The 16,480-nt window shown below is 65.5% G+C and carries 16 protein-coding genes; 3 read left to right on the top strand and 13 right to left on the bottom strand.

The window, feature by feature from the left end; genetic code table 11:
• Positions 1-24: 24 nt before the first annotated feature.
• Positions 25-1,248 carry an amidohydrolase/deacetylase family metallohydrolase gene (locus tag EH240_RS00430; protein ID WP_124995446.1) on the bottom strand — a complete coding sequence of 408 codons (1,224 nt, stop codon included), beginning with the start codon at positions 1,246-1,248 and terminating at the stop codon, positions 25-27.
• An 87-nt stretch (positions 1,249-1,335) separates the two neighbouring features.
• Positions 1,336-1,701: a RidA family protein gene (locus EH240_RS00435; protein ID WP_124995447.1), complete on the bottom strand. Its 366-nt coding sequence runs from the start codon at positions 1,699-1,701 to the stop codon at positions 1,336-1,338.
• Between the two features lie 204 nt (positions 1,702-1,905).
• Between EH240_RS00435 and EH240_RS00440 the strand changes: the two genes are divergently transcribed.
• The gene (locus EH240_RS00440; RefSeq protein WP_124995448.1) at positions 1,906-2,391 is read left to right on the top strand and encodes a hypothetical protein; all 486 of its coding nucleotides are present in this window, start codon (positions 1,906-1,908) and stop codon (positions 2,389-2,391) included.
• Between the two features lie 198 nt (positions 2,392-2,589).
• On the opposite strand, the gene EH240_RS00445 is transcribed toward EH240_RS00440, so the two are convergent.
• Positions 2,590-2,844, bottom strand: a complete 255-nt coding sequence (locus tag EH240_RS00445; protein WP_124995449.1) for a hypothetical protein — start codon at positions 2,842-2,844, stop codon at positions 2,590-2,592.
• A gap of 102 nt (positions 2,845-2,946) precedes the next feature.
• Complete coding sequence (locus tag EH240_RS00450) at positions 2,947-3,699, bottom strand: NYN domain-containing protein (protein ID WP_124995450.1); 753 nt, start codon at positions 3,697-3,699, stop codon at positions 2,947-2,949.
• Between the two features lie 202 nt (positions 3,700-3,901).
• On the opposite strand from EH240_RS00450, the gene EH240_RS00455 reads away from it, so the two are divergent.
• Positions 3,902-5,401 (top strand): helicase HerA domain-containing protein, encoded by a 1,500-nt coding sequence (locus tag EH240_RS00455; protein WP_124995451.1) that lies wholly within the window; start codon positions 3,902-3,904, stop codon positions 5,399-5,401.
• Between the two features lie 112 nt (positions 5,402-5,513).
• Here EH240_RS00455 and EH240_RS00460 read toward each other — a convergent pair whose 3' ends face one another.
• Positions 5,514-6,407 (bottom strand): LysR family transcriptional regulator, encoded by an 894-nt coding sequence (locus EH240_RS00460; RefSeq protein WP_124995452.1) that lies wholly within the window; start codon positions 6,405-6,407, stop codon positions 5,514-5,516.
• 126 nt (positions 6,408-6,533) lie between these two features.
• Here EH240_RS00460 and EH240_RS00465 point away from each other — a divergent pair, with 126 nt between their 5' ends.
• Positions 6,534-7,904, top strand: a complete 1,371-nt coding sequence (locus tag EH240_RS00465; protein ID WP_124995453.1) for a lactonase family protein — start codon at positions 6,534-6,536, stop codon at positions 7,902-7,904.
• 54 nt (positions 7,905-7,958) lie between these two features.
• Here EH240_RS00465 and EH240_RS00470 read toward each other — a convergent pair whose 3' ends face one another.
• From EH240_RS00470 to EH240_RS00505, 8 genes are all read right to left on the bottom strand, one after another.
• A complete protein-coding gene (locus EH240_RS00470; protein WP_167483883.1) occupies positions 7,959-8,459 on the bottom strand; it encodes a hypothetical protein in 501 nt (166 codons plus the stop codon).
• 49 nt (positions 8,460-8,508) lie between these two features.
• Complete coding sequence (locus EH240_RS00475; protein ID WP_124995454.1) at positions 8,509-9,495, bottom strand: ABC transporter permease; 987 nt, start codon at positions 9,493-9,495, stop codon at positions 8,509-8,511.
• Positions 9,492-10,478: an ABC transporter permease gene (locus tag EH240_RS00480; protein ID WP_124995455.1), complete on the bottom strand. Its 987-nt coding sequence runs from the start codon at positions 10,476-10,478 to the stop codon at positions 9,492-9,494. Before EH240_RS00480 ends, EH240_RS00475 begins: the two co-directional genes overlap by 4 nt.
• Positions 10,475-12,022, bottom strand: coding sequence for a sugar ABC transporter ATP-binding protein (locus EH240_RS00485; RefSeq protein ID WP_124995456.1), 1,548 nt, complete (start codon positions 12,020-12,022; stop codon positions 10,475-10,477). The genes EH240_RS00480 and EH240_RS00485 overlap by 4 nt, the downstream gene beginning before the upstream one ends.
• Before the next feature lie 100 nt (positions 12,023-12,122).
• Positions 12,123-13,157 (bottom strand): ABC transporter substrate-binding protein, encoded by a 1,035-nt coding sequence (locus EH240_RS00490; protein WP_124995457.1) that lies wholly within the window; start codon positions 13,155-13,157, stop codon positions 12,123-12,125.
• 70 nt (positions 13,158-13,227) lie between these two features.
• Positions 13,228-14,142 carry a sugar phosphate isomerase/epimerase family protein gene (locus EH240_RS00495; protein WP_124995458.1) on the bottom strand — a complete coding sequence of 305 codons (915 nt, stop codon included), beginning with the start codon at positions 14,140-14,142 and terminating at the stop codon, positions 13,228-13,230.
• Between the two features lie 18 nt (positions 14,143-14,160).
• Complete coding sequence (locus tag EH240_RS00500) at positions 14,161-15,696, bottom strand: mannitol dehydrogenase family protein (RefSeq protein ID WP_245435797.1); 1,536 nt, start codon at positions 15,694-15,696, stop codon at positions 14,161-14,163.
• Positions 15,693-16,475 carry an SDR family oxidoreductase gene (locus EH240_RS00505; protein ID WP_124995460.1) on the bottom strand — a complete coding sequence of 261 codons (783 nt, stop codon included), beginning with the start codon at positions 16,473-16,475 and terminating at the stop codon, positions 15,693-15,695. Before EH240_RS00505 ends, EH240_RS00500 begins: the two co-directional genes overlap by 4 nt.
• Positions 16,476-16,480 lie beyond the last annotated feature (5 nt).

The raw sequence follows: 16,480 nt of genomic DNA on the forward strand, positions 1-16,480 counted from the left end.
ACCCTCGAGGGGGAGATTAGTCAATCACCTCCCGAAATGCCTGGCCGCGACCTCGACATGAGCGTGATGCGCATGCGCCTCGAAGCGCTCGGTCTCGTTGTGGTCGGCCGCTTCGTTCGGCCACCATGTGCCGCCGATGACGATGCCCTCCGAGACCAGCCGCTGATCCGCGACCAGCGAGGCGCCGACGGCGTCGACGAAGGTGAAGCGTCCAGGCAGAAATTTGAGCACTGCCACATCGCCGATGCCGCCGACTTTCAGCGCGCCGAGCTCGGGCCTGGCGATAGCCTCGGCCGGCCGCTGCGTCGCCGCGCGCAAAACCTCGATCAGCGGCATGCCGAGCGCCATGAGCTTCGACACGCAGACCAGGATGTCGAAAGCGGGGCCGTCGACGCAGTAGAGATGGACATCGCTCGAGATGACATCGGGTGCCAGGCCTTCCTGGAGCATCGCTTTCGCGACCTCGAAGTCGAAGGAGCCCATGCCGTGGCCGATGTCGAAGATGACGCCGCGCTCGCGAGCCAGCCGCATGTCCGGCCGCACCGCGCCGGAAGCGAAGACCGGCGCGTTGGGAAACGGCCGGAAGCAATGGGTGAGGATGTCGCCGCGGCGCAGGCGCGGCAGCACTTCCGAGCGCCCGGGCGGCGGCTCGTCGATATGCGCCATCAGCGGCAGGCCGACCTTGTCGGCGGCTTCCAGCGCGAGGTCGACCGGGGCGATGCCGCTGGTGCCGCTGGCGTGGCGGCCGGAACGGACCTTGACGCCGACGACGATGTCGGCGTGCTCGCGCACCGCGGCCACCGTCTCGCGCGGCTCGCAGAGCCTGAGATCGCAGCATTCGCCGACGGATACAGTCTTGGAGAAGCCGAATATGCCGGCGAAGGAGATGTTGACGTAAGCGAGGATGCGCGCCTTAGAACGCTCGATGACATGGCGGCGGAAGCCCAGAAAATTGCCGGCGCCGGCGCTGCCGGCGTCGATGAAAGTGGTGGTGCCGCTCTTGGCGGCGAGCCGGTCGGCATCGACGCCGAGCGAGGTGCCGCCCCAATAGACATGGCTGTGCAGGTCGACGAGGCCGGGCGTGACGATGCAATCCCTGGCATCGACGACCTCGCCGGCGGCCTCTGCGTCGATGGCCACGTCGATCGCGGCGACGCGGCCATCGGCAATGGCGACATCGCGCGCCGCGTCCAACCCGGAGGCCGGGTCGATCACGCGGCCGCCCTTGATCAGCAGATCGAACTGCATCGGCGCCTCCCTGTTGTCTAACTGTTGTTTTTTACGCAATTCCGAACGGAAAGCCGCTATGCACTTTTCCTGGAATTGCTCCAGCGATTAGACCGGCCGGTAAGCGACCGCTTCGATCTCGATCTTGATGTCGATCATCAGGCGCGACTCCACCGTGGTGCGCGCGGGCGGATCCTTCGGGAAGTGCCTGGCATAGACAGTGTTGAAGGCGCCGAAGTCGCGGGCGTCCTCGAGCCAGATGGTGGTTTTCACCACATCGTCCATGGTGCAGCCGGCGAGCGCCAGCGCGGCCTTGACGTTCTGCAGCACCTGCTCAGCCTGCTCGGCGATGCCGCCCTTGACCACCAGCCCGTCACTGCCCACCGGCACCTGGCCGGAGACATAGACGAAATCTCCGGCGCGCACGGCGGGCGAGAGCGGGACGTGCGATTTTCCAAAGCACTGCTTGGGCAAATGAGCCTCCTGTTATCGACTGGTCGGGCCGTTCTTATGGCCGTCTACGCTTGCCGGCGTGATCCTCCTAGAGGCAATGTCGGAAAGCAACATTTTTTCGCGAATCCATGTTGCTTTATTACAGAAGCCTGAGCATCCTGCGCCTCAAAGCCGTGTCGGCAACCCGTAGCCGCCTGCGGCATGCATGAGAGAGGGAGATCCGGCATGACCTTCGACAAGAATCCGTTTCCGGAAGGCGACGCCGATCGCCACGCGCTGTGGGAAATGCTGGTGCGGCGCGACATCGATGCCTTCCTCAGCCAGGACTGGTCGATGGTCGAGGACGATTTCATCGCCGAAAGCTTCTTCGGCATGCATGCGCACTTCCTCAACAACGCCGATGCCTGGCGGCTGCAGTTCCCGAGGCTGGAGGTCTATCGCGACGAATGGCTGCGCCAGGCCAAGGAAACCGCGGCGACGAAATTCGCCGAGCCGCTGCGCGAAGCGCTGTTCCGCGTCACCAACATGCGCGACATCGACGTCGACGGCGACCGCGCGGTGCTGCACAAGAAATTCGACGGTTCCGTCGCCAAGGCAGATGGCGGCGTCGACAGGCTCAAATGGCAGACGCTCTATTTCTGCCGCAAGGCCGGCGGCCGCTGGAAGATCGCCGGCTTCGTCGGCTATATGCCGCATCCGCTGGGAAGCTAGGACCCTATTGGAAGGCGCCTGCGTTGACAAAATCGCCCATTGTGGAGATTGACCGAAGCGCCGGTCATTTCGTCATCCTTGGGCGTAGCAAGGAGCGAAGCGACACGGGGCTGAGGTCACATCCTTGGGTCTTCGCCCCGCTTCGCGGCGCTACGTCCAAGGATGACGACGTTGGGGAGGCTTCGGCTAATAGATCTCCTAGGAAAGGTGCGGCAACCGCTCGTCAGGCGAGCGATGATCGAATACGACCCCCATGGTCTTACCAACGGCGCCCATCACGATCAATTCGACCAGATGGTCGTCGCTGTCCTCGCAGGCGGGGTCGGATCGGCGAATGGCGTCGAGCATCGCCCGGGTCGAAACGGTGTCGCCGGCGCGAAATTTCGAAAGAGCAGACGAAACAATATCTTCCGCCGTCTGATCGATGACGGGCACTTCCGCAGCGACGTTCATCGGCCTCCTCCTGCCATGAACCCTCCCTGAAAAGATGATACGCCAATGGCCGGATTGCGCCAGCGAAATGGTGGTCCGACCAGTTGGCCGGACAGACCTTGTTCAGCGCCTTTTCGCCCTGGATTTCCGCGAAGCCGGCTTGATCCTTATTCGCATGGTTCCGCCTTCGGGATGCTCGATGTCGAACGCGTTTGTCTTGCGCACGAGGTCGCTCAACTTGCGGAAGCCGAAGGTTCTGGGGTCGAAGTCCGAAGCAAGGTTGGCAAGTTGGTTGCCAACCGCGCCGAGCGGCACCCAGCCGTCTTCGCTTTCCATTTGCGCGATAACCCTGGTGATGATCGGCGTGGCGGCGCTCGGCGGCTGCAGCGGTTTCGTGGTTGAGACTGCGTCCGGGGTGTTTGCCGGCGACATTGGCAGCAGGTTTTCCGTGTAGACAAATCTCCGGCAGGCCTGACGAAAGCTCTCCGGCGTCTTCTGCTCGCCGAACCCGTACACGTCGATACCCTCTTCCCGGATGCGCGAGGCAAGACGGGTGAAATCGCTGTCGGACGACACCAGGCAGAAGCCGTCGAAGCGACCGCTGTGAAGCAGGTCCATCGCATCGATGACCAATGTGATGTCGGACGCGTTCTTGCCCGTGGTATAGGCGAATTGCTGTTGCGGGATGATCGCGTGGTTGGACAACACGTCGGTCCAAGCCTTCGAACGAGCGCTGGAAAAGTCGCCATAGATGCGGCGGACGCTTGCCTCGCCGATCTTGGCAATCTCCTCGAACAGCCCATCGACAATTCTGGCCGAAGCATTGTCTGCGTCGATCAGCACTGCAAGCCGTGGAGAACGCGGTTCAGTCGGCACGGTGGTTCCCATCTTTGTTGTTGACATAGCAGGTAGCGAAACCTAGCCGCCAATGATGCGGCCGTCGAGGATATCCGGCCGCTTGGGTCGACGTTTGCGAACCGAGTAGCTGTGCGAACACCGGGCGGCCAGCGATTGCACACTCGACGCACGATGATCGGGTTGATAACCCCATCCGGCGCAGGGAGACTTCTGAGTCGACATGACGGTTGCAATCGAGATGGGGCAGACGACGGCAGGTGCGCCGGCGCCCCTCGACCTTGAGGAACTGCTGGCGACCCGCCTGCTGGTGCAGGGCAATTCTGGTTCGGGCAAGTCGCATCTGTTGCGCCGTTTGCTCGAGCAGAGCGCGCCCTGGGTGCAGCAAACCATCATCGACCCCGAAGGCGATTTCGTGTCGCTCGGCGAGCGCTACGGTCATCTGGTGATCGATGCCGAGGAGCACACCGAGCGCGGCCTGCAGGCGGCCGGCGAGCGGGCGCGCATCCACCGCGTCTCGACGGTGCTCAACCTCGAAGGGCTCGACGCCGAGAACCAGATGCGGCGCGCCGCCGCCTTCCTCGGCGGCCTGTTCGAAGTCGCGCGCGACCATTGGTATCCGATGCTGGTGGTGGTGGACGAGGCGCAGCTCTTCGCGCCGGCCGCAGCCGGCGAGGTTTCCGACGAGGCGCGCAAGCTCTCCCTCGGCGCCATGACCAATCTGATGTGCCGCGGCCGCAAGCGCGGGCTTGCCGGCATCATCGCCACGCAGCGGCTGGCGAAGCTCGCCAAGAACGTCGCGGCGGAAGCTTCCAACTTCCTGATGGGCCGGACTTTCCTCGACATCGACATGGCGCGCGCGGCCGACCTGCTTGGCATGGAGCGGCGGCAGGCGGAAGCCTTTCGAGACCTGGAGCGCGGGCATTTCATGGCGCTCGGACCCGCGTTGTCGCACCGTCCGCTAAGCGTGCGGATCGGCTCGACCGAAACCAGCCCACGCAACGGCACGCCGCGGCTGATGCCGCTGCCGGAGGCGGCGCTGGAGGATGCGCGCTCGATCATCCTCGCGGCACCGCCGCCCGAGACTGTGCGCCCGCAGCGTCGGCCCTCGCCGGACCTGCTCGATCAGTTGATGGCGGCCAAGGCGGCACCGCTGGACATGCGCCCCGAGCCTGCCGAGCCGCAGCCGAGCGCCGAGGACCTCGCCGAGCGGCGCGGGCGGATGGACCACATCCTGCGCGCCATCCTCGCCGAGCCCGACGCCGGTTTCCGCGTCATCGGCGTGCTCTACCAGGAGTTCGTGGTCCGCTGCCGTATCGAAGGTCTCGCTTCGGCCGTGCCGGACCTTTCGGCGTTCCGCCGCATGCTGACGCGCGCCCGCGCCGGCGTCGGCTCCGACGTGGCCGAGGACGACGCGTGGCGGGACGTCTCGGTGCGCGCCTCGCTTCTGCCCGAGGATATGCAGGGCGTGTTCATGATGATCGCGAGAGCCGCCAAGGAAGGCTGGCCATGCCCGAGCGACGCGGCGATTGCGCGGGCCTATGGCTCGCATTCGCTGCGCCGCGCGCGGCGGCTGCTCGATTACATCGAGGAGCAGGGCCTCATCGTCTGCCAGATCGACGGCGTCGGCCGCCGCACGGTGACGCTGGTCGAGCTCGCCTGGGCAACGGCGCCGGGCAATCCGAATGCCGCTGAGGCCGAGCAGGGCAGTTCGGCAGCGTGATGGTACGGGCGTGGCTGAGGAAGCGGCTGGCCACGCCGCTTCCTCAGCGGGGGCCTGCGGCAGGAAGCTACGCGGGCGTTAGCGTTCGCAGCGGAAGCAATCGCCGCAAGTGTCAGGATCCGGACGCTGCAACCAACGTCCTGACCATTTCGAGAAACCGTCGGCCGCTGGCAGACAACGCCGGCTCGCGCCAGGCGGCCGCCATCGGCAAGGATGGTGGTGCCGGGGTGACCGGGCGATAAGTCACGCCGGGCCGAGCCACCCGGGCGATGCCTGCCGTGACGAAACCCAGGCCGGCGCCGGCCGCGACCAGGCCGGCCAATGTCGTCATCGGCGTCACTTCTTGGACGATCCGGGGGCTCAGGCCTTCGGTCTGGAACAAGGCGATCACGCGGTCGTAGATGCTTGGCCCAATGGCGCGGGGCGCCAGCAGAAAGGGCTCGCCGTCGAGATCGGCCACATGGATGGCGGCCTGCTCGGCGAGCCGGTGCGCCGACGGGAGCGCCAGCACCAGCGGTTCGTCCGGCAGGGGATGAGCAATCAAGTCCGGCGTCGACAAGGGCGGATGCAGCACGCCGAGGTCGATATCGCCGGCCGCAAGTGCCGCCTCCAGCAGCGGCGAGTTCATTTCGATCAGATCCACCTCGACATCGGGGTAACGGGCGCGAAACGCGCGCACCGCTTCCGGCAGAACTCCGTAGAAGGCGATGACGGTGAAGCCGAGCCGCAAGTGCCCGACCTCGCCGCGAACGGCTCTCAGCGCCTGCGTCCTGGCGGCATTGGCGTGCTCGACCGCCTTTCGAGCTGGACCAAGGAAGGCGGCTCCGGCTGGCGTCAGCGCAACGCCGCGACGGTCCCGCTCAAACAACTCGGCGCCGATCTCGTTCTCGAGGGCGCGGATGCGCTGGCTGAGCGACGGCTGGGTGAGGTTCATCCGATCGGCCGCGCGGCGAAAATGCAGGTCTTCGGCGACGGCGATGAAACAGGCCAGGGTGCGGATGTCCAAAATCGCTCCTTATGCAGATCCCCTATCACAGACGATAATATTCCGATTGGAAGACGATCAATGCCAGCAATAGTTTCAGACACACAAGGGTGCTTTCGGCGGGAACCAGCAAAAGGAACAACGTCCATGTTCAGTTCAGCTTTTCGCGGCCTCATATTCGTCACCGCGCTGGGCGGGCCGTCGACCGCGGCGGCGCAGTCGCTCGATCTTGCCGGCCGGATCTCGGCGAGCCGGATCGCCGTGATCTCCGACGGCGACTTCGTCGCCCAAACATACGCCACGGGCCAGCTTGCGCCGCGCGAGGCGGGGTTCCGCGATATACTGACGATCCTGTCCGTCATCGACGGCAAGGTGGTTAGCGGCGCCGTGCCGATCTCCAATTCCGTGACCGCCGCTCCCGAAATCCTGCAGATGACCAAGGATGGGAAGACCGCCTTCGTCACCGAAAGACTGGGCGAACGCACGGAAGAAGGCGATACCGTTCGCGACCTGCCGCCGGGACGGCGGCTGTTCGCCGTCGACCTTTCGGACAGCGCCGCACCCCGCCTCGCGGACGCGGCCGAGATTGCCGCTTTCCCCGAAGGCCTGTCGGTCTCGCCCGACGGGCGCCGCATCGCCGTGGTATCGAACACTGCGGAGGCAAGCTTCGTTCAGATCATCGGCTATCCCGGCGGTCGTTTCGGTCCCGTCGCCCGGTTCGACCTCGCCGCTCTCGGGATCACGGGATCTGCTCCCACGCCTCGCGGCGGCGTCACGGCGACCAACGTGCACTGGCATCCAAGCGGCCGCGTCATCGCGGTCAATATCAACACCCAAAATCGGGTCGTCTTCTTCAAGGTCGGCGACGCGAACGGCCAGCCGAACCTGCGCCCCTGGCGCAATAGCGTGGAGGTCGGCGCCGATCCCTTCGTCGGCCGTTTCACGCCGGATGGGCGCCATTACCTGACTTCCAACTGGGGGCGGAATTTCGCGGCCGCCAATCTCGAGGGGCGCATCCCCGAGACGCCATCGACTGTCAGCGTCGTGCGGCTTGCCGATCCCGAAGCATCGACTGGCGTCGTCGCCCACCACCGGCTTGTCGCCCGGGCCGTGACCGATCTGTCGGCCGAGGGCATCGCGATCAGCCCGGATGGAAGGCTGGTGGCAACCGTCAACATGCGCGGCACTGCTTTCCCGCCGGCCTCCGACCGCTTTCAGCGCGACGCTACCGTCACGCTGCTAAGCTTCGATCCAGTGACCGGCGGCATTGCCAAAATCGCCGATTATCCCTTCGATGGATCGTTGCCGGAAGGCGGCAGTTTCGACAAGACCGGAGACCATTTCCTCGCCGCTGTGTTTCAGGGCCATGACGGCTCGGGACCCGAAACCGGCGCGGGGCTTGAGGTCTTCCGTGTCGTCAAGGGCGATGCCGACAGCGGCGATCGACCGGCGCTGGAACGGCTTGGCCGCATCCCGTTGCCGCACGGCGCTCATCACGTCGATCTGGCCGGACCGTGACGACTTGCCCGCGGCACAGCCCGACAGGCGCGATGTCTGCCCAATACCTCTGGCTCAAACGCCCGCAATCGCCAGAAGCCAGGCCAGGATATCGAGCAGAAAGAGCAGCGCTATCTGCAAAGCCACACGGAGCCGCTGGATAATCCGCCAGTTGCAGGCCATGTCCGCCTTGATGCGAAGGGCAAGCGCGCGGTGCATGGCCGACATCGTCCTCGGCCCATCGCCGTCGACATATTGATGGAGCAGTTCTTCCGGGTCGAAGCGGAATGCGTATTGGTGGTAGGCCCAAAGCATGAAGACGATCAGCCCGCCAATGGCGAACAGGAGAGCCACCGCAGTCCAGTCCCACAGCCCAAGCCCGTTTGAGAGGGCCGCGCTGCCGAGCAGCGAGTTCGCGAACGCGGTGGCAAAGATAAGGCTGCCGGCGCGGGTATTCATTTTCTCCACGACAGTCTGCTGGTGAGTGAGACCTCTCACCGCCTCCTGATAGATGAATACGAGACGAGGGTCGTCGTCGGCAGGGCCGTTTGCAGCAGCACTCGAACGTTCGGCCATAAGGGTGCCTCTCCGATGCGACAGGGATGGGCCACCTTAGCTCAAAATCCTACCTATCCTCGATGATCCTCAAATACGCCGCGGTCACGAACAGCACGATGAAGCCGAAGAGGATGCGGCGGCCGCCTTCGGGCATGTGCAGGATGGTGAGCAGCGTCGTCAGCACGGTCAGGATCAGCGCGCCGATGATGGTGCCCATATAGCCGCCGCGGCCGCCGAAGATCGAGGTGCCGCCGATGACCGCCGCGGCCACCGAAGGCAGCACCAGCGGCTCGGCGAGCGACAGCGACGGGGCCTTGATCAGGCCGATATAGAGCAGGCCGGTGATGCCCGCGAGCAGGCTGGAGATGACGTAAAGCGCGGTGATCACCTGCCAGTAGCGGACACCGGACAGGCGTGCTGCACGCTCATTGTCGCCGACGGCATAGAGCAGGCGGCCGAAGCCGGTGCGGTTGAGGGTGAAGACGATCAGCACCGCCACCGGCACGAACAGGAACAGGGCGTTGGGAAAGCCGTAGGTGAGGCCGGTGCCCAGCCAGTTGAGGAAATCCGGAATCCTGGCGCCGGACGCGATCACGGTGCGCTGGTAGACCTGCAGGAAGCCGGTGCCGATCAAGCTGGTGCCCAGGGTCATGATCAGCGGATGGACGCGGAAAACACCGACGCCCACGCCGTTAACGAGGCCGATCAGCACCGCCGGCAGCATGGCGAGGACAAATGCCACCGCCGGATCCTGGTTGACGATCTGCGTTGCCATGATGAAGGCGCTCATCGTCGCCACCGTGCCGACCGAGAGGTCGATGCCGCCGGTGAGCATCGTCATGGTCTGGCAGCCGGCGAGGATCGCCAGTGGGATGGCGAACTTCGCGGTATTGGCGATCCAGCGCTCGTTGACGATGCCGGGGCGAAGGATCTGCAGGATCATCACCAGGATGACCAGCAGGATGACCAGCGGAATGAGCGGCCGGTCCGCCATGAAGCGTTTCAGGCGGCCGCCGAAGGAGGCCGCCTGGGGCATGGTCGCGCTGGTCGTCATGGCGTAGCTCCTGCCGGGCGCCCCCGGATGGTGATGAAGGCGCCGAACATCACGACGGCGACCATGATCGCGCCCTCGATGATGGTGGTGACGTTGGGGTCGATGGCGAGCAGCGTCAGGTCGGTGCGCACCAGCCTGAGCACGAAGACGGCGATGATCGGTCCGAGCAGCCCGCCCTTGCCGCCGCCGAGCGCGACGCCGCCCAGCACCACTGCCGCGACGCTGGCGAGCAGATAGGGGCCCGGAATCGGTGCGCCGATGCCGGTGCTGATGGTGAGCGACAACCCGCCAAGCGCTGCGAACAGGCCGGAGAGCGCATAGGCGAAGATCCTGGTGCGGGCCACCGGCACGCCGCTGCGGAAGGCGGCAAGCTCGTTGCTGCCGATGGCGTAGATGGAAAGCCCGAGGCGCGAGCGCCTGAGCGGTAGCCAGACGACGAAGAGGCAGACGACGAGCAGCACCAGCGCCTTCGGAACCCAGGCGTCGGTCCAATCCGGCAGGCCGGGGATCGGCATGGTGCCGACGACGGTTGCCTTCAGCCACTCGGCGGCGGCACCGCCGGGCGCGTCGAGCACCAGAAGCGCGGCCCCCTGCAGCACGAACAAAGTGGCCAAGGTGACGACGATATCCGGCACGCGGGTGACGACGATGAGCAAGCCGTTCAGCGCGCCGAGCACGAGGCCCATCGCAAGCACAAACGGCACGACGAAGAACGCATATTCCTCGCTGGCGCCGTTCATCATCGAGGCGGCGGTCACACTTGTCAGCGCCATCATGGCGGCTACCGAGAGGTCGATGCCACCGGCGATGACGACGACGGTCTGCGCCGCGACGGCGAAGGCATAGGGCAGCACGGCGCGGACCAGCGAGCCGAAGTCGCCGCTGCCATAGCCCGGCTGTATCAGCCTGGTGACGACGAAGAGGAATATGAGCAAGGCGAGCAGGCCGGCGACCCAACCCTGGTTGCGGAGGAAGCGGGTCATGGCGCGGTCTCCGTATCGGAGGCGGGCCTGATGTCGGCAAGGATGCCGACATCCTCCCTGGCGCCGCGCGGCAGGCCGTAGGCCGCCCGCATCAGCGCCGGCTCGTCGGCGAGCTCGACCGGGAAAGTGTCGACGACGCGGCCGCCGAAGATGACGATGACGCGATCGCAGACACGCTGTACTTCCTCCAGCTCGGATGTGTAGAACAGCACCGACTTGCCGAGGCCGGCGAGCTCGCGAAGCAATTTGTAGATCTCCTGCTTGGTCCCGACATCGATGCCGCGCGTCGGGTCGAAACAAAGGATGGTGCGGGCATCCGCAGCGATCCAGCGGGCGATGGTGACCTTCTGCTGGTTGCCGCCGGAAAGGCGCTGCACCTCGCCCTGCGCGCGGGTGTCGATCTGCAGTCGGGCGATGGCGCTGGAAACGACCATGCGCTCGCGCCGCACCCGGATCGGCCCCCATTTGCGCGGCGCGGCGCTGAAGGGAAGCGCGATGTTCTCGCGCACCGAGCGCTGCATGGCGAGCGCCTCGGTACGGTCGCCAGGCACATAGGCGATGCCAGCGCGGATGGCGTCGCTCGGGTGCGAAAACTTTATTGGCGCGCCATCGACCGCGATCGTGCCGCCGGCCGGCCGGATCGAGCCGGCAAGCGCGGCGAAGAGCTCGTCCTGGCCCTGGCCCTCGAGCGCGACGACGCCGGCCACCTCCCCATTGGCGAGGTCGAAGGAGACGTCATGCAGCTTGGTGCCGAGCTGCAGGTTGCGGACCGCGAGCCGAGGGTGGCTGTCCTTGGCGGCTGGCGTCTCATTTGCCATCCGCGCGGCGGCGACGCTGGTCTTCTCGATGCGGGCGCCAAGCATCATCTCGACGATCTTTTCCTCGACGCCCGGCTCGATGTCGACGACGCCGACGGTGACGCCGTCACGCAGCACCGTGGCGCGGTCGCAGAGCGCCGAGATCTCGACGAAACGGTGAGAGATGAAGATCACCGAACGGCCGCTGTCGCCCTGGCGGCGCACCACTTCCAGCACCTTCTCGGCAAGGTTGGCGGGCAGTGCGGCCGTCATCTCGTCGAGCAGCAGCACGTCGGGCTCGACGGCGAGCGCGCGCGCCAGGTCGAGCACGCGCAGGACGGCCAGCGGAATGTGGCGCGCGGTCTCGCGTATGTCGAGGTTGGGAATGCCGAGCTCACGCACCCAGGCACGGAACGGCTCGACCGGGGTGCCGGTGAGCCTGAGATTGGAAAGCACATCCAGATCGGGGATCAGCGCCGGTTCCTGGTAGACCGGCAGCAGGCCGGCACGGCGCGCGGCGGCGGGCGAGCGCACGTCGCGGGCCTCGCCGCGAATCAGGACGTGGCCGGCGTCCGACCGGATTGCGCCGGTGAGGATCTTCACCAAGGTCGACTTGCCGGCGCCGTTGGCGCCCATCAGCGCATGGACCTCGCCCGGCAACACCGACAGCGAGGCGTTGCGCAGCGCGGCGACAGCGCCGTAATTCTTTGCCACGCCCATGGCGTCGAGGAGAGGGTTGGTGATCAAAGCGTCTGGGTCCAACGGCTCAAATTATGCGTGCCAAATCAAATGGCAAGGACGCCAGACCTTAGTCCGGCGTCCTCGCGCTTCCGTTCAGATCAGGCGCTTATTCGCCCGGGCCCTTGCAGGCGACGATCTGGTCCTTGGTGTAGGTGGTCCAATCCGGGATCGAGATCGAGACCGGCCATTCGGGGCTGAGAGACGGGTCGGCGGCAGTCTTCACCTTGGCCTTGCCTTCATCGGTGGCATTCTCCCAGAGCTGCGGCTCGACCAGGACGGTCTGCTGCGCCGGCTTCTTGCCGTCGAGGATCTGCAGCGCCAGCGTGACGCCGGCGCCGCCGATCGAGCCGGGGTTGGTGACGGCGGCACCCACCAGATCCTTGACCGTATTCAGCTGGCCGACGAAGCCGGCATTGTCGGCGCCGACAACCGGCACCATCGGCGCCTGCTGCTCGACCAGCGCGTCGACGATGACGTTGTCGATGCCGGAGGTCCAGATGCCGTTGATCGGCGTTCCGGTGGCGAGGAAGGAGAGTATCTGCTGCTTGGCCTGATCCTGCTGCCAGCCGGTGAAGACCTCCTGCGCGACCTTCACGTCAGGGAATTCGGCCAGCGCCTGCTTGAAGCCCTTGTCGCGATCGCTATCGGCGGAAGCGCCGGCGGCGCCGCGCATGTAGAGCACCTCGCCCTTGCCGCCCATCTGCTGGAACAGCCACTTGGCGCCGAGATAGGCGTATTGTTCCTGGTTGTTGGAGATGATGTAGGCGGACGGCTCGGTCACCGCCTGGTCGACGGCGACGACGACGATACCGGCCTTGGTGGCTTCCTCGAGGCCGGACTTGATGCCGGCAGGATCGGCCGGGTTGACGACAATGGCGTCGACCTTGGCGCTGATCAGGTTGCGGATATCCTCGAGCTGGCCGGCGGCATCGGTGTTGCGGTGGGCGATGTTGAGCTTCGCCACCTCGCCGGAAGCGAGCGCCTGGGCCTTCATGGCGCAGATCATCTCCTCGCGCCAGCCATTGCCCTGCACGGTGTTGGAAATGCCGATCGTGTACTTGCCGGCGGCGGACGAAACGCCCACCGAGGCAAGCAGGGCGACGCCGGCAAGCAGCGGGGCCATGGTCAGGTATTTCTTCATTTCAGTGCTCCTCCACATTGGCTGTCAGTTGCAGTTCCAGGGCTCCGATGTATCGGAGCCCTGCTTATTGTCATTTCACGAAGGGACGCAGCACGTCGCGGGCAAGCAGGAAACCGCGCTTCACCTTGTCGTCGCTCCCCTCGAAGCGCCGGTCCTCATGCTCGATGATGACCGGCCCGTCATATCCGGCCCGGTAGAGCCCTGAAAAAATGGTGCTCCAGTTGATGTCGCCCAGCCCCGGCATGCGCGGCACCTGCCAGCCTATGCCGGCCGAAAGGATTCCGCGCTCGTACAAACCATCATGATCAATCATCAGGTCCTTGGCATGCACATGCTGCATGTGCGGGCCGAACTCGCGGATGAAGCGCTCCTTGTCGATCATCTGCCAGACGAGATGCGAGGGGTCGAAATTCATGCCGACGTCGCCGCCCCAGGCTTCGAGGATGCGGCGCCAGACGTAAGGCGAGTAGGCGATATTGTGCCCGCCCGGCCATTCGTCATAGCTGAAGATCATCGGGCAGTTCTCGAAGGCAAGCTTGACGCCGTGCTCGCGGGCATGGGCGATGATCGAGGGCCAGACCTTTTGCGCTGTCTCCCAGTTTGCGTCGACGGTCTTCGAGGCGTCGCCGCCGCAAAAGGTGTTGACGAGCGAGACACCAACGTGGCTGGCCAGCACGATCACCTTCTTGAGGTGATCGATCACGGCCTCGCGATGCGCCTGATCTGGATGCAGGGGATTGGGATAGTAACCGAGACCGGAGATGGTCAGGCCCTTGCCGGCAAGCTCGGCCGCGATGTCCTTCGCTTGCGCGGCGGATGTGTTGGCGGCGTCGATATGGCTGGTGCCGGCATAGCGGCGGCTGGCGCCGGAAGCCTTCGGCCAGCAGGCGATCTCAAGCGCTTCGAAGCCAGCGGATCTTGCCCAGTCGGCGACCTCGCCGAGCGGAGTATCCGGAAATGGTGCCGTGAGCAATCCAAGCTTCATGATGCCTCCCTTCCCGTACTATGCAGATCGTGCTGGATGCTTCAACCACGCATCTATTGGCTCAGTGCAGACATACTTCACGAAGGCCATCGGATTCTCTGAGAGCAGTCCCTCAAGGGCGGCGACGACATTTGCGCGGAATGTGTCATGGGCTGCGAGCGACGGATCGAAAATGGCATCGATGGCAAGGATTGTATTGGCCAGTTCGTTGCTGTCAGCGCCGACGCGCTCGGCGATTGCCGCGATCTTCTCGGCAAAGGGATCCGACACATGCCAGGCGCGGCCGAAACGCGCGGAAGCCTTGACCAGATAAGCCATCCAGCCGGCGACGGGAACCGACAGCAGCGCGATGCTCTCGTCTTTTGCCAGGCGGTCGCGGATCGGGTTGAGCAGGCGCTGCACGATCTTCTGCGAGCCGTCGGTGGCGATCTGGTGGTTGCGGTGGCGGATCGCGGTGTTGGCAAGGCGCGCAAGGCTCTGCTCGGCATAGGCAGGCGGCGAGATGCCGGGCACCGGCATCAGCGTCGGCAGCGTCTCTTCCATCAGCATGCGGCGGACGAAGGTCGCCAGAAGCGGATCGGCGATCGCTTCGAATGTATGTTCGAAGCCGCCCAAAACGCCGAGATAGCTGAGCGTTGTCTGGGCGCCGTTCAGCACCCGCATCTTGAGATGCTCGAACGGGGTGACCTCGTCGACGAAGGCGGCGCCGACAAGGTCCCAGCGCGGCATGCGGCCGGCGAAGCGGTTCTCGATCACCCATTGGCGGAAGCGCTCGCCGACGACGACGGCGCTGTCGCGATAGCCGAAGCGCCGCTCGACAGTGTCGATATCGGCCTCCGTCGTCGCCGGCGCGATGCGGTCGACCATGGCCGAGGGGAAGGCGACGTTGGCGGCAGTCCACTCCGCCAGTCCGTTGCCGCGCCGCTCGGCGATTGTCCGCACGACATTGCCGAGGATGATGCCGTTGGCCGGGATGTTGTCGCAGGAAAGCAGCGTCACCGGCCTGCCATGCGAAGCCATGCGCAACTCCAGCGCCCGAGCCAGCATGCCGGGCACGCTGCGCGGCGCTTGCGGATTGGCGAGGTCATAGACGATGTCGGGGTGATCGAGGTCGAGCGCGCCGCTCGACGGAATGTGGCAATAGCCTTTCTCCGTCACCGTCATGGTGACCGTCTCGATGTCGGGAGAGGAAAGCACTTCGAGCGCCGGCGCCGCGCTGTCCTGGCTGTCGACGACCCGGACGATGCTGCCGATGACGCGGGCCTCGACCTCGTCGTTCTGGCGGATCAGCCGCGTGTAGAGGCCACCTTGCCGGCCAAGCGTTTGGCCAAGCAAAGGCGGGCGGATGTTGATGCCGACCAGTCCCCAGCGGTCGAAATCCTTGGCCAGAAGATCGTCGGTGTATTCGGCCTGATGGCAGCGATGGAAGGCGCCGACGCCGATATGCGCGATGCCCGGCTTGAGCGCCGAGCGATCGTAAGCCGGCTTGCGGACCTTGGACGATAGGTCGCCGAGCAGGGCAGGGCCGAGGCTTGCGCCGTGCGCTGGGCTCACCGGTTCGCTCCGATCACCCATTGCTCCTGGTCGATCAGCGCGCCGGTCATCGGTCCGGCCGCGTCGGAAAGCAGGAACACGGCGAGGTTGGCGATGTCGTCGACCGAGAACAGCCGGCCGAAGGGCTGTGCGGCGTTGGCGGCGTCGAGCCAACCCGGACCATGGCCGAGGGTCTCGGTCTGCATGACGCGTTCGGCCGGCGTGTCGGTCCAGCCGACATTGATGCCGTTGACGCGGATGCGGTCGAAGCGATGGGCGTTGGCGGCGTTCTTGGTCAGCGTCGCCAGCGCGCCCTTGGTGGCCGAATAGACGGCAAGCTCAGGTGAGCCGCAATGCGCGTTGATCGACAGGATGTTGACGATGGCGCCGCCCTGTCCGCGCTTCTTCATGTCGGCGATGGCCGCCTGCATCAGGAAGAACGGCGCGCGGGCATTGACGGCGAACAATGATTCCCAGTCGTCGAGGCCGGCATCGACGAAGGAGGCGCGGTCGGTCAGAGCCCCTGCATTGACCAGCCCATCGATGCGGCCGAAGCGCTCGATGCATGCAGCGGCGAGCAGCGCCGGAGTCTGCGGGTCGCCGAGGTCGGCGGCGACGAAAGCGGCAGGCGCGCCCATGGCCGACAGTTCCGCCGCGACAGCGTCGCCGCGCTTCCGGTTACGGCCAGTGATCAGCAGACCGGCAGCGCCCGAGCGCGCGGCAATCTCCGCGATCGCGCGGCCGATGCCTTGCGTCGCGCCGGTGACCAGCACCACCTTGCCGTCGAGCCGAACCTCCATTCCTC

It is taken from the genome of Mesorhizobium tamadayense (assembly GCF_003863365.1).
Classification (GTDB): Bacteria; Pseudomonadota; Alphaproteobacteria; order Rhizobiales; family Rhizobiaceae; genus Mesorhizobium; species Mesorhizobium tamadayense.